This window comes from Streptomyces sp. WM6378 (genome assembly GCF_001279695.1).
Lineage (GTDB): Bacteria > Actinomycetota > Actinomycetes > Streptomycetales > Streptomycetaceae > Streptomyces.
The window spans coordinates 69,416-81,696 of the sequence record NZ_LGDD01000121.1 but is presented as its reverse complement, the minus strand read 5'-3'; the positions used below and the strand labels follow the sequence as shown (position 1 = coordinate 81,696).

The window sequence follows — 12,281 nt, the reverse complement described above, 5'->3', positions numbered from 1 at the left end:
GCACCCCATGCCTCGTATGACCGCTGCCCGAGCGGCAGTTGAGATCCTCAAGCTCGAAGGCGTCAGCCACGCCTTCGGTGTGCCGGGCGCGGCGATCAACCCCTTCTACAAGGCGCTCAAGGAGGGCGGTGGCATCGACCACACGCTCGCCCGCCACGTCGAAGGCGCCTCCCACATGGCGGAGGGCTACACGCGCTCCAACCCGGGCAACATCGGTGTCTGCATCGGCACGTCGGGCCCCGCGGGCACCGACATGATCACCGGCCTGTACTCCGCGATCGGCGACTCGATCCCGATCCTCTGCATCACCGGCCAGGCCCCGGTCGCGGTGATCCACAAGGAGGACTTCCAGGCGGTCGACATCGCCTCGATCGCCGGGCCGGTCACCAAGGCCGCGACGACCGTCCTGGAGGCCGCGCAGGTCCCCGGCGTCTTCCAGCAGGCCTTCCACCTGATGCGCTCCGGCCGTCCGGGCCCGGTCCTCATCGACCTGCCCATCGACGTCCAGCTCACCGAGATCGACTTCGACCCGGACACCTACGAGCCGCTGCCGGTCTACAAGCCGGCCGCGACCCGCGCCCAGATCGAGAAGGCCATCACCTTCCTCCTGGAGTCCGAGCGCCCGCTGATCGTCGCCGGCGGCGGCATCATCAACGCGGACGCCTCCGACCTCCTGGTCGAGTTCGCGGAGATCACCAACACGCCGGTCGTCCCGACCCTCATGGGCTGGGGCACCATCCCGGACGACCACGAGCTGAACGCGGGCATGGTCGGCCAGCAGACCGCGCACCGCTACGGCAACGCCACGTTCCTGGAGTCGGACTTCGTCCTGGGCATCGGCAACCGCTGGGCCAACCGCCACACCGGCTACAAGCTCGACGTCTACACCCAGGGCCGCAAGTTCGTCCACGTCGACATCGAGCCCACCCAGATCGGCAAGATCTTCGCCCCGGACTACGGCATCGCCTCCGACGCGAAGGTCGCCCTGGAGCTCTTCGTCGAGGTCGCCAAGGAGCTGAAGGCCGCCGGCAAGCTGCCCGACCGCTCGGCCTGGGTCGCCTCCCACCTGGAGCGCAAGTCGACGCTGCTGCGCCGCACGCACTTCGACAACGTGCCGATGAAGCCGCAGCGGGTCTACGAGGAGATGAACCGCGCGTTCGGCCCCGAGACGCGCTACGTCACCACCATCGGCCTCTCCCAGATCGCCGGCGCGCAGATGCTGCACGTCTACAAGCCGCGCCACTGGATCAACTGCGGCCAGGCCGGCCCTCTCGGCTGGACCATCCCGGCCGCACTGGGTGCCGCCACCGCCGACCCGGAGACCCCGGTCGTCGCCCTGTCCGGCGACTACGACTTCCAGTTCATGCTGGAGGAGCTGGCGGTCGGTGCACAGCACAAGATCCCGTACGTCCACGTTCTCGTGAACAACGCCTACCTGGGTCTGATCCGTCAGGCGCAGACCGGTCTGGACATCAACTTCCAGGTCAACCTGGAGTTCGAGAACATCAACTCTCCGGAGCTGGGCGTCTACGGCGTCGACCACGTCAAGGTCGTCGAGGGCCTGGGCTGCAAGGCGATCCGCGTCACCGAGCCGGACCAGCTGCTGCCCGCGTTCGAGGAGGCCAAGAAGCTGGCCGCCGAGTTCCGCGTCCCGGTCGTCGTCGAGGCGATCCTGGAGCGGGTCACGAACATCTCGATGAGCCCGACGTCCGACATCAGCGCGGTCAAGGAGTTCGAGGAGATCGCGACCGAGCCGGGCCACGCCCCGACGGCGATCCGCCCCCTCCAGGCCTCCTGAGCCACCCAAACGGTCCGGCCCCCGTTCCCCCGCACTGGGGAGCGGGGGCCGGACGCATTTCTAGCGCGGGCTCTCCTCGCGTTCGAGCAGCGTCTTGAGCGTGGAGAGGATCATCACCCAGCCGTCGCTGACGCCCTTGAGCATCTCGCTGTCCACGCTGTCGAAGCCGTCGTGCGTGATGGTCAGCTTCACCCCGAGCGCCGACGTCTCGGCCGGCTGGATGTCGAACGCGACCTGGGACTGCTCCGTGCGCGCACTCTCGAACTCCCCTTCCGTGTCGAAGAGCTGACGGTGCATCGGAAGCAGCCGATGCCAGGTGTACGCGAGCTTGCGGGCCGGCACCGCCTCGATCACCGCCTGGCCGAGATCCTCGTACGTCCCGTCCGGGCCCGTCTTCCACAGCACCGGCGAACCCACCCGCCAGTCGGACATGGGTCCCCAGCCGCCGAAGTACTCCTGCGCGAACTCGGCGTCCGTCAGGGCCTCGTAGAGCCGCTCGGGGGTGGTCTGGATATAGATGACATACACGAACTCGGGCTTGTCCATGATGAGTTGCTCCTCCAGGCTCCGCTTCGGTCTGCCGGGCGCGTCGAGCCGGCCGCGCTCGTACTTGCCGATCCAGCGCTCCGACAGCTCCTGGATCGGCACCGGATTCAGGTAGTGGATCTTCTCCCGGCCGCGCCGCACGGACGTGACGAGGCGGGCCGCTTCGAGCACCGCGAGGTGCTTGCTCACGGCCTGGCGCGACATGGCGAGGTCCTCGCCCAGCTCCCGCAGCGTCTGCCCGTTCCGCGCCTGGAGCCGGTCGAGCAGCCGCCGCCGGCTGGCGTCGGCCAGCGCCCTGAAGACGTCGTCCACACGCACCTCCGGCGTCGTGCGCACCTGCCCTGCGGCGTGGCGCCCGCCCACCTCGGGCGACGCGCATACGCAATCCCCGGACGTCGCGCACGCGCACCTCGGGCGCCGCTCGCGCACCTTCATTTCCAGATTTGCAACCATGGGGTTGCGTGTCAATTCGTGACGATTTTCGCACCAGGATGCGTTCCGGTCGGCGCAGATACCGGATCGATTCCCCATCGTCATCCGGCGGGCCTGCCCTTCAGGCCGTTTCGCGGCGCATACTGGGGTGACGATGACGAAGCCATCCGCGCCCCGGCGCCACCTGCCCACCAGCCCCTTCAAAGCCCCGGACGCTCCGGCGGCCAAGCACTTCATCCTGGGAGACCGGGTCACACACGACCAGTTCGGCCTGGGCACCATCATCGGGGTCGAGGACGGCGTCGCGATGCTCGTCGACTTCGGCTCCCGCCAGGCCCGAATCGTCAGCCCGTACACCCGCATGGACAAGCTCTAAATCTCGCCGCCAGGCGAGAGCCGCCGGGCCGGACCGCAGCCGCGGCCCGGCCCGGGTGGCACGCCCCTGGCCCACCGTGCCCCGCGAGGACTGCCCTTCCGGGTGAACCTGCCGCCCCGCCGCCCCCATGCGTACGGCCTGCAATCCATACCGTCCGCAATCCATACGGACCGCGTCCAACCCGGGGCGTACGAAGCGACGCCCGTCCCGACACCAGAGGCGGACGTGTTCCGACACCTGAGGCGGACGTGTCGGACGAACGGTCCGCCTAGCGTGTCGTCCATGGTCAAAATCTCCCGCGCGGCCACGGCCGTCGCCCTGTCCTTAGTCCTCGCGGCCCCGCTCGCCGCCGCGACCACGGCCCAGGCGGCCCCGCCGAAGCCTCCCGCCGCCTCGACGCTCGCCGCCGAGCGGATCGAACTCCCTCGCCCGATCGGCCAGTACGCGATCGGCGCGGACACCCTGCACCTCGTCGACCATTCCCGCCGCGACCCCTGGGTGTCTAGCCAGGACCGTGAGCTGATGGTGACCCTCACCTACCCTGCGGCCCGCCCCGGCGCCGGCCACCCCGCCCCGTACACGACCTCTGCCGAGGCCCCGGTCCTCCTGAAGGAGCTCGGCATCGACCCCGCGAGGGCGAGAGAGGTCACCGGCACGAGGACACACGCCCGGATCGGCGTGCGGCCCGCGCGGGGCGCCCATCCGCTGATCGTGCTCTCTCCGGGCTTCGGCGCCCCGCGCTATTCGCTCACCACGCTCGCCGAGGACCTCGCGAGCCGCGGCTTCGTCGTCGCGTCGGTGGACCACGCCTACGAGTCGTTCGGCACGAGTTTCCCCGGCGGTCGTCTACTGACCTGCGTCGCCTGCAAGGCCATGCAGGACGGCACATCAGGCAGCGTGGTCACCGCGACGCGCGCGGCGGACGCGTCGTACCTCCTGGACCGCCTCACCGGAAAGCACCCGGCCTGGCGGTACTCCACCGCGATCGACAAGCGGCACATCGGCATGGCCGGCCACTCCATCGGCGGGGCCGCAGCCCTCGCGGCCATGGCGCGCGACGGGCGCATCGATGCCGGGGTCAACATGGACGGCGCGTTCTGGGACACGCTCGCGTCCAAGGGGCTCGGCGGGCGGCCGTTCATGATGCTGGGCACCGACGACGAGACGCACCGCCCCGGCGGCAAGGACAAGACATGGGACGCCACGTGGCCCGCCCTCGACGGCTGGAAGCGCTGGCTGACCGTCGCCGGAGCCGAGCACATGACGTTCTCCGACGAGCCGGTAATTGCCGACCGCTTCGGTCTCCCGCACTCGCCGCTGCCCGCGCAGCGCTCCGTCGCCCTCGTCCGGACGTACGTGGGTGCCTTCTTCGAGCAGCAGCTGCGGGGCGTCGACCGGCCGGTCCTCGCGGGACCGACCGCCGCCAACCCCGAGGTGACGTTCAACAACCCCTGACCGCCGAACGCCCCCAACCGGGGGCTTACCGCCCGGGTTTACCCCGGTCCCAGCCCTCGGTTGACGACCCGGGGCGAGCCCGGCACCGGCTACACCGGCCGCGCCGGCTACTGGTACAAGGGCCAGGTCACCATCACAGGCGTCCGCAACTCGCCGCACCAGGTGCGCACCGCGTACTGCAACGTGCCCGTTTCGCAGTCCGGTAACTGGACCTACTGCGACGGGCGCAGCAACCGCACCCTGTAGCACCGCGATACGGCCCCGCTGAAGGGCCAGGGCCCCACCCCTCAAGACCGGGGGGGTGGGGCCCTGTCTTTCCCCGTGCCGCCAACTCAACTTGTTTATAGGGGAGTTGACGAATTGTCAGTGGCAATGGAGGTGAGCTGAGTGAGGGAGTCGATCCGCCAGTCCGCCGCCGCGACGACCTTCGAATCGTCCGCCCACCAGTGACCCCAGGGCCCGCGCCGCAGGTGTGCGACGCGCAGCCCGGCCGCCTTGGCGGGGAACACGTCGTTCACCGGATGGTCGCCGACGTACACGGTCGCGTGCGGCGCCGACCCGGCCACCTCCAGCACCCGCTCGAAGAAGGCGGGCTGGGGCTTGGACACACCCCACTCGTCGGAGGTGACCACCAGGTCGGCCGGCAGGTCGAGGCCGCGCAGGAGTTCGCCGGCGCGGGCCGTCTGGTTCCCGGCGACGATGACCCGGATGCCGAGCTCGCGGAGCCCGCCGAGGGCGGGCCGTACGTCGTCGTACAGGTCGGTCTCGTCGAGGTGCTCGCCACGGCCCGCCGCCTCCCGGGCCAGGTACGCCGCGCGGACGTCCATGCCGGGTTTGAGCATGCGCAGCGCGTCCGAGGCGTCGCGGCCTTGAACGACGACCGCCCCGACGAGCGCGGCGAGGGTGTGCCTGGGGACGCCGATCCAGTCGGCCCAGGATGCCCAGTAGCGGTCGTCGCGTACCAGTGTTTCGCCTATGTCGAGCACGATCGTCTCAATCATCGAGGCCGATCCTAGGCGGTGAGGCGGGCATGTACGTGGGACGACGCCACTACGAGTCGGTTGGCGCCGCGGTGCGGTCCGATGGCGCCACTGCGACGTCGACGGCGCGCCATGGCGATGTGTGGACGACGCCCCTACAGCGCGGACTGGAACGCCGATGCGGACGGCACGGTGTCGCCCGGCGTGGTGATGCGGTCGAGGGCGGCGGGGGCGAGCCCCGCGTGCTGGGCGGCGGCGCGGGCGGCGAGCGCCACGCGGGGGCCGGACGCGGGGACCGGGAGGGTGCGGCGGGCGGCGGCGGATACGAGCATCGTGGTCATGCCTCATTGTGCATGGCCGGACCCTGTGCCGGGCGCCGTTTCCGACGGCTCAAGTGGCAAACGTACGTGGGTGGTTGGGGCATCGGTGGTTGAGCTGCCGGGCTTCGCGGCGCGGCAGCTCATGGGGTCGACCGGGAGCCGCCGACTCGGGGGAGGGGGCCGCTGGGTCACTCACGTGAAACCTTTGCCGTGACCTTCCAGGGCACGACGACGAGAGGGCATACGTGGCCGGGGTCGGGGCGGCAGGTCCGGACGGAGGCGATCATGATGACGCCGGGTTTCCCGGCGTGGAAAACGGCGCTGGCACCGCCGGTCGGTGTGGTGCGGGCGGCAGTCCGCCGGAGCACCCCGGAGTCGCCGGACTGCGGAACGTTCCAGGTGTAGGTGAGCCCCTGGGAGCGAGAGCCGGTGAGCCGGACCTCGATGTCGTCGCCGGTCGTGACGACGACGATCCGGTCGTCGTCGGCGTTCGTCAGCACGACGCGTTTGGCGGCGGAGGCGTGGTGGGCCGCGGGGGTTGAGGGTAGGTGGGGCCGGGCGGTGGCCGGTGCGGCAGCGGCGTTCGTGGCCGACGCCGGCCCCAGCGCCAGCCCCCAAGCCAGCGGAATGGCGAGGTACTTCGATGCCTTCGTCTTCAAGACCCCTCCGAGGGTGGCCGGATCAGGCAGAACGGCGGGTTCTGCGCACGGGGATCAGGGTGACGCGCACTCGGGGTCGAGATCACTGCCTTTGCAGGTGAATACACCGAATTGGTGACAGCGGATGCCGAGCCCTTTACGGGTGCGCCCCGCCGGGCGGGAAGCGAGGCCGCTCGGGCCCCGGATCACATCTCGGCGGGGCTCTTCCGCCAGACGAAGACCTCGGTGCTCGGCTGCCGCTCGGAGAACCACCCCGACGGCGAGGCCTCCCTCAGCAGCCGACGCACGTCCGCCTCGAAGGCTTCGCCGCGCGGGCCGAACAGGTGCGGAGCCGCGTACGACATCGAGAACACCCACGCCACGACGTCGTCACACGTGCGTTCCAGCGGCTGTCCGCCGGGAACGACGTGGCGATCGGGGCCGGTGAATCCCGCCCGCGTGAGCACCGCCGCTTCATCGCCGGGCGTTCCGTGCGGCAGCACGCTGCGGCCGGCCCGCCGGCATAGCGAGTGGCCTCGGCGATCATCCCACTGTCCGCGTCCACCCCGACGACCTCGCTGAACAAGTGAGCAAGCCCCAGGGCGAGAGTGCCCGGCCCGCATCCCACGTCGATGAGGCGCCCGTGCCCATCGAGCTTGAGAACGCCGGCGAGTACGTCCGCAAGGCCGGGCGCATAGGGAAGCCTTCCGCGCCGGTAATAGGCGGCGGCACCCCGGAACAGGCTGTCGTCCCACTCCCAGCCGGCACTCACGCCCGCTCACCGCCCTTGATGGCCCGTCGTGCGTCCAGAGTTCAAAGTCGGCGGCGGTACATGGTGCTCTGCCATTGAGCTACGCCGACCCGAAGTCGACGACGGGACTCGAACCCGCAACCGCCCGTTCCCAAAACGAAGTAACCGCTGCCTGCGCACCTGGACGAGCACCACGGTAGCTGCGGATGGCGATGCCGGCACGTGAATATGAGTCCGGCTGCCCCATCCCGAGCGGGTGTTGCTCGGGATCTCGGATTCGGGCCGTGACTCGCGTCGGCCGAGCTCATGCGCGCCATCGTCAAGGGCATGAAAAAGATCAAGGCCCCACCTGAAACCACAGGTAGGGCCTTGATCATCGGACGCTCGGTTCGGGACCGTAAACCGAACCCAGCGTCCTGGCTGTGGAGTTGTTGCCGCCCGGCGGAACGAGGCTGGCGCGACAGGACGTTCGCACCGCCGGGCGGGGTTCTCGGGGGAGGTTGCGGGGATCGCGGCGGCGGCGATTGGTGTGGGCGCCCGGGTCCTTCCTTCAGGTCAGGAAGGGGGGCGCGCACGCCTTCACCACCGCACTGGCATCGCCACACCGCCGCGATCCTCGGGTTGTCCATATCCGCCGACCACCCCTCATCCGGGTCGGCGGATCGGACTGTGCAAAGGGTTTGACCTCCCGTCAAATCCCTTGCACGGTCTGGAGGTTGAACCGGGCGACTAGTCCTCGCGCAGGGCGCGGACGGCCTCCTCGACGCGCTTGCCGTACTCGGCGTCCGCGGCGTGGAAATGGGCCAGGTTCTTTTCGAGCACGTCGTCGCGGGAGACCTGCGAGAGGCCGCCGGCGATGTTCGCGATCAGGCGGGACTTCTCGTCGTCCGACATCAGGCGGTACAGCTCGCCCGCCTGGAAGAAGTCGTCGTCCTTCACGTGGGCCGGGGCGGCGTGCGTGCCCGTGTAGCCGTGGATCGCGAGCGGGGCCGACAGGGCCGCGTCCGTCTGAGCGGGGCCCGAGTACGAGTTGGGCTCGTAGTTCTTGTCGGTGCGGCGGCCGTTGCGGGTCGCCATCAGGCCGTCGCGGCCGTAGTTGTCGGCCTCGGTCGCCTTCGGGGCGTTGACCGGCAGCTGGGTGTGGTTGACGCCCAGGCGGTAGCGGTGCGCGTCCGCGTAGGCGAACAGGCGGCCCTGGAGCATCTTGTCCGGCGAGGGACCGATGCCGGGGACGAAGTTGTTCGGCGAGAAGGCCGACTGCTCGACCTCCTGGAACACGTTGTCCGGGTTGCGGTCCAGGACCAGGCGGCCCACGCGCTGCAGCGGGTAGTCGCTGTGCGGCCACACCTTGGTGAGGTCGAACGGGTTGAAGCGGTAGTCCGCGGCCTCGGCGGCGGGCATGATTTGGACGTACAGCGTCCAGGACGGGTTCACGCCGCGCTCGATGGCCTGCAGGAGGTCCGTCTGGTGGCTGTTCGCGTCCTTGCCGACCTGCTCGGCGGCCTGGTCGGAGGACAGGCTGCGGATGCCCTGGTTCGTCTTGAAGTGGTACTTGACGAAGAAGGCCTCGCCCTGCGCGTTCGTCCACTGGTAGGTGTGCGAACCGTAACCGTTCATGTGACGGTACGAAGCCGGGATGCCGCGGTCGCCCATGAGCCAGGTGATCTGGTGGGTGGCCTCGGGGGCGTGCGCCCAGAAGTCCCAGACGTTGTCCGGCTCCTGCTTGCCCGTGAACGGGTCGCGCTTCTGGGAGTGGATGAAGTCGGGGAACTTGATGGGGTCCTTGATGAAGAAGACGGGCGTGTTGTTGCCTACGAGGTCGTAGTTGCCCTGCTCCGTGTAGAACTTCAGCGCGAAGCCGCGCGGGTCGCGGACCGCGTCCGCGCCGCCGAGCGAGTCGGCCACGGTGGAGAAGCGGATGAACGTCTCCGTGCGCTTGCCCACCTCGCCGAGGAAGTCGGCCTTCGTGAAGCCGGTGACGTCGTCGGTCACCTCGAAGTAGCCGTACGCGCCGGAGCCGCGGGCGTGCACCACACGCTCCGGGATGCGCTCACGGTTGAAGCGCGCGAGCTTCTCCAGGAGGTGCTGGTCCTGGAGCAGGATGGGGCCACCGACGCCGGCGGTGGCGGAGTTCTGGTTGTCGGCGACGGGGGCGCCGGACTCGGTCGTAAGCACGCGCTTCGACATCGTGACCTTCCGTACTGGAGCTGCACTGGTGACTTGTTCCGCAGTCCCTGGAGCGTAAATTCGCCCGGAACGGAACGTCAACAGTTTGTTGAAAGAGAAGTTTGAGCTTCCGGGCGGCGGCGGCGCCTGGGCGCGACAGGACAGGTGTCAGCGCCGCCGCCGCCCGGAAATCTGGGGACCCCGAGGGGGTGTTTCAGCGGGTCAGACCTGCGAGCCCGAGAGGCGCTCGACGGCGCGGAGCAGGGCGGAGTGGTCCAGGCCGCCGTCACCCTGGGCGCGCAGCGAGGCGACCAGCTGGGCCACGACCGCGCCGACCGGAAGGGCCGCGCCGACGTTGCGGGCGGCGTCGGTGACGATGCCCATGTCCTTGTGGTGCAGGTCGATCCGGAAGCCGGGCTTGAAGTCCCGGTTCAGGAAGTTGTCCTTCTTGCGGGTCAGGACGGTCGAGCCGGCCAGACCGCCGTTCAGGACGTCCAGGGCGGCGCTGAGGTTGACGCCCGACTTCTCAAGGAAGACGACGGCCTCGGCGCAGGCCTGGATGTTGACCGCGACGATGAGCTGGTTGGCGGCCTTCACCGTCTGGCCGGAGCCGTGCGGGCCGCAGAGCACGATGGTCTTGCCGAGGGCCTCAAGGATCGGCAGCGCCGCGTCGAAGTCGGCCTGCTCGCCACCCACCATGATCGACAGGACGGCCTCGATGGCGCCGGCCTCGCCGCCGGAGACGGGGGCGTCCAGGACGCGGATGCCCTTCTCGGCGGCGTTCTTGGCGAGGTCGACCGAGGTCTGCGGGGTGATCGACGACATGTCGACGATCAGCGCGCCCTGCTTTGCGTTGGCCAGGATGCCGGCCTCACCGTACGCGATGGCCTCCACCTGGGGGGACGCCGGAACCATCGTGACGATCACGTCGGCGTCCTTGACGGCCTCGGCGATCGAGCCGGCCGCGGTGCCGCCGGCCGCCGTGAGGCGGTCCAGCTTGTCCTGCTCCAGGGTGAAGCCGGTGACCGAGTAGCCGGCCTTGATCAGGTTCTCGGACATGGGGGAGCCCATGATGCCGAGGCCGATCCATGCGATCTTGGGGAGGTTGCTCATGAGGGTGCTGCCTTCCTAAAAGCTTTGGTACGTCAAGAAGTTGAGGTCCCGGGGGTCAGGGGGCGTCCCCCTACGCCTCAACGGGCCGCGCGGGCCTCGGCGGGGAGCCACTCGAAGGAGGCGGCGGCGTCGGCGGCCTTGTACTCCAGGCCCACCCAGCCGTCGTAGCCGGCCTTCGCGAGCTGGTCGAGCAGCTCCTCAAGCGGCAGCGAGCCGGTGCCCGGCGCGCCACGGCCCGGGTTGTCGGCGATCTGCACGTGGCCGGTCTTGTCCGCGTACGCCTCGATGACCTCGGCGACGTCCTCACCGTTCATCGAAAGGTGGTAGATGTCGAGGAGGAACTTGGCGTTGCCCAGACCCGTCGCGGCGTTCACCTTGTCCACGACCTCGATCGCGGACGGGGCGCTCACCAGCGGGTAGAGCGGCGACTCCGGCTTGTTCAGGGTCTCGACCAGGAGGATCGCGCCGACCCGGTCGGCCGCGCGGGCCGCCAGGACGAGGTTCTCCAGGGCGAGGGCGTCCTGCACCTGCGGGTCGGCGCCCTCGACGCGGTTGCCGTAGAGCGCGTTGAGCGCCTTGCAGCCGACCGAGGCGGCGAAGTCGGCCGCCACCTCGATGTTGGCGCGGAAGCGGTCCGACTCCTCACCGGGAATCGACAGCGCGCCGCGGTCCGGGCCCGGCAGGGCGCCGGCGTAGAAGTTGAGGCCCACCAGCTGGGTGCCGGCGTCGTCGAGCGCCTTCTTGAGGGCGTCGAGCTCGGCCTGCTCGGGGGTGGGGGTCTCGATCCAGGGCCACCACAGCTCGACCGCCGTGAAGCCCGCCGCGGCCGCGGCCGCCGGGCGCTCCAGGAGCGGGAGTTCCGTGAAGAGGATCGAAAGGTTTACATCGAAGCGCTGGTTCGAGTAGCCCATGAGGGGTGTGCGCTCCTTCCGTATTGCGGAAGTTGTTTTCTGCTTGATGGAAGGTTGCAGCGGGACCGGCGAGCTTGTCAAGGGGGCCTCCCGGATTTCGTCGACCGCGCAGTAGGTTGAGCGCGTGCGATTGAGAGTGGAGTTCACGACCGAGCCCTTCGACCTCGACGAGGCGCCCCCGCATGCCGTGGTCGCCCGCGACGTCATTCAGGCGGCCCGGCTCGACGCGGTCGACGTCGGCCCCTTCGGCAATACCGCGGAGGGTGGCGCGGACGAGGTGCTGACCGCAGTGGACGCGCTGCTGCGCAAGGCCCTGGCGGCGGGCGCCACCCGCGTCTCGCTCCAGGTCAACGTGATCGGGGAGGGTGAGAAGTGATCGAACCCGCGGACCACCCTCTGATCCAGGCGGTCAAGCCGCTCGTCGACGCCATGGGCGCGGAGATATTGCCGCCCGCCCAAGCGCTGCCCGACGACGTGGTGCTCGCCTGGGAGGGTGAGGACGTGGTGGCCGTGCGGCTGCCCCAGCTCTCCGACTCCCTGGATCACATCCTGGCCGCCATGGAGCGCCGCCACGGCATGCCGCTCGCGTCCCTGGACCGCAAGGCCAAGCAGTCCGCCGTACGGACCCTGGAGGCGCGCGGCGCCTTCTCCGTGCGACACGGCGTGGAGACCGTGGCCTCGGCCCTCGGGGTCAGCAGGTTCACCGTGTACAACTACTTGAACAGGGAAAACTCCGCCAAGGATGACTGAGCGAGCACGCTCGGTGCCTGCTCAGGCACCCCCCGCGCAACGAAC

The 12,281-nt window shown here is 69.6% G+C and carries 13 protein-coding genes and 1 pseudogene; 6 read left to right on the top strand and 8 right to left on the bottom strand.

Going from position 1 to position 12,281, the window contains the following annotated elements; translation table 11 throughout:
• The first annotated feature begins 16 nt into the window (after window positions 1–16).
• Window positions 17–1,798, top strand: a complete 1,782-nt coding sequence (gcl, locus tag ADK54_RS13250) for a glyoxylate carboligase (RefSeq protein ID WP_053725808.1) — start codon at window positions 17–19, stop codon at window positions 1,796–1,798.
• Window positions 1,799–1,858: 60 nt separating this feature from the next.
• Here gcl and ADK54_RS13245 read toward each other — a convergent pair whose 3' ends face one another.
• Window positions 1,859–2,656: an ArsR/SmtB family transcription factor gene (locus tag ADK54_RS13245; RefSeq protein ID WP_053725807.1), complete on the bottom strand. Its 798-nt coding sequence runs from the start codon at window positions 2,654–2,656 to the stop codon at window positions 1,859–1,861.
• A 274-nt stretch (window positions 2,657–2,930) separates the two neighbouring features.
• On the opposite strand from ADK54_RS13245, the gene ADK54_RS13240 reads away from it, so the two are divergent.
• The 3 genes from ADK54_RS13240 to ADK54_RS13230 all read left to right on the top strand — a co-directional run bounded on the left by ADK54_RS13240 (window position 2,931) and on the right by ADK54_RS13230 (window position 4,853).
• A complete protein-coding gene (locus tag ADK54_RS13240) occupies window positions 2,931–3,152 on the top strand; it encodes a hypothetical protein (protein WP_053725806.1) in 222 nt (73 codons plus the stop codon).
• A 282-nt stretch (window positions 3,153–3,434) separates the two neighbouring features.
• Window positions 3,435–4,607: an alpha/beta hydrolase family protein gene (locus ADK54_RS13235; RefSeq protein ID WP_053725805.1), complete on the top strand. Its 1,173-nt coding sequence runs from the start codon at window positions 3,435–3,437 to the stop codon at window positions 4,605–4,607.
• 60 nt (window positions 4,608–4,667) lie between these two features.
• Window positions 4,668–4,853, top strand: a complete 186-nt coding sequence (locus tag ADK54_RS13230) for a hypothetical protein (protein WP_053725804.1) — start codon at window positions 4,668–4,670, stop codon at window positions 4,851–4,853.
• Window positions 4,854–4,948: 95 nt separating this feature from the next.
• On the opposite strand, the gene ADK54_RS13225 is transcribed toward ADK54_RS13230, so the two are convergent.
• From ADK54_RS13225 to ADK54_RS13195, 7 genes and pseudogenes are all read right to left on the bottom strand, one after another.
• Complete coding sequence (locus tag ADK54_RS13225) at window positions 4,949–5,608, bottom strand: HAD family hydrolase (RefSeq protein ID WP_199826942.1); 660 nt, start codon at window positions 5,606–5,608, stop codon at window positions 4,949–4,951.
• Window positions 5,609–5,742: 134 nt separating this feature from the next.
• Window positions 5,743–5,928 carry a hypothetical protein gene (locus tag ADK54_RS13220; RefSeq protein WP_053725803.1) on the bottom strand — a complete coding sequence of 62 codons (186 nt, stop codon included), beginning with the start codon at window positions 5,926–5,928 and terminating at the stop codon, window positions 5,743–5,745.
• 167 nt (window positions 5,929–6,095) lie between these two features.
• Window positions 6,096–6,566 (bottom strand): hypothetical protein, encoded by a 471-nt coding sequence (locus ADK54_RS13215; protein WP_053725802.1) that lies wholly within the window; start codon window positions 6,564–6,566, stop codon window positions 6,096–6,098.
• Between the two features lie 185 nt (window positions 6,567–6,751).
• A pseudogene (locus ADK54_RS13210) lies at window positions 6,752–7,317 on the bottom strand (class I SAM-dependent methyltransferase).
• Between the two features lie 708 nt (window positions 7,318–8,025).
• The gene (locus ADK54_RS13205; RefSeq protein WP_053725801.1) at window positions 8,026–9,483 is read right to left on the bottom strand and encodes a catalase; all 1,458 of its coding nucleotides are present in this window, start codon (window positions 9,481–9,483) and stop codon (window positions 8,026–8,028) included.
• 201 nt (window positions 9,484–9,684) lie between these two features.
• A complete protein-coding gene (locus ADK54_RS13200) occupies window positions 9,685–10,575 on the bottom strand; it encodes a 2-hydroxy-3-oxopropionate reductase (RefSeq protein WP_053725800.1) in 891 nt (296 codons plus the stop codon).
• 77 nt (window positions 10,576–10,652) lie between these two features.
• Window positions 10,653–11,486 carry a TIM barrel protein gene (locus ADK54_RS13195; RefSeq protein WP_053725799.1) on the bottom strand — a complete coding sequence of 278 codons (834 nt, stop codon included), beginning with the start codon at window positions 11,484–11,486 and terminating at the stop codon, window positions 10,653–10,655.
• 124 nt (window positions 11,487–11,610) lie between these two features.
• Here ADK54_RS13195 and ADK54_RS13190 point away from each other — a divergent pair, with 124 nt between their 5' ends.
• Entirely contained in the window at window positions 11,611–11,862 is a 252-nt protein-coding gene (locus ADK54_RS13190; protein WP_053725798.1) for a hypothetical protein, read from the top strand.
• A gap of 53 nt (window positions 11,863–11,915) precedes the next feature.
• Window positions 11,916–12,236 (top strand): helix-turn-helix domain-containing protein, encoded by a 321-nt coding sequence (locus ADK54_RS13185; protein ID WP_078966356.1) that lies wholly within the window; start codon window positions 11,916–11,918, stop codon window positions 12,234–12,236.
• Window positions 12,237–12,281: the final 45 nt, after the last annotated feature.

Excerpts from the sequence above, each read along its gene's own strand:
- gcl (WP_053725808.1), top strand. The coding sequence starts at position 17 with ATGACCGCTGCCCGAGCGGCAGTTGAGATCCTCAAGCTCGAAGGCGTC.
- ADK54_RS13240 (WP_053725806.1), top strand. The coding sequence starts at position 2,931 with ATGACGAAGCCATCCGCGCCCCGGCGCCACCTGCCCACCAGCCCCTTC.
- ADK54_RS13235 (WP_053725805.1), top strand. The coding sequence starts at position 3,435 with ATGGTCAAAATCTCCCGCGCGGCCACGGCCGTCGCCCTGTCCTTAGTC.
- ADK54_RS13225 (WP_199826942.1), bottom strand. The coding sequence starts at position 5,608 with ATGATTGAGACGATCGTGCTCGACATAGGCGAAACACTGGTACGCGAC.
- ADK54_RS13220 (WP_053725803.1), bottom strand. The coding sequence starts at position 5,928 with ATGACCACGATGCTCGTATCCGCCGCCGCCCGCCGCACCCTCCCGGTC.
- ADK54_RS13205 (WP_053725801.1), bottom strand. The coding sequence starts at position 9,483 with ATGTCGAAGCGCGTGCTTACGACCGAGTCCGGCGCCCCCGTCGCCGAC.
- ADK54_RS13200 (WP_053725800.1), bottom strand. The coding sequence starts at position 10,575 with ATGAGCAACCTCCCCAAGATCGCATGGATCGGCCTCGGCATCATGGGC.
- ADK54_RS13195 (WP_053725799.1), bottom strand. The coding sequence starts at position 11,486 with ATGGGCTACTCGAACCAGCGCTTCGATGTAAACCTTTCGATCCTCTTC.
- ADK54_RS13185 (WP_078966356.1), top strand. The coding sequence starts at position 11,916 with ATGGGCGCGGAGATATTGCCGCCCGCCCAAGCGCTGCCCGACGACGTG.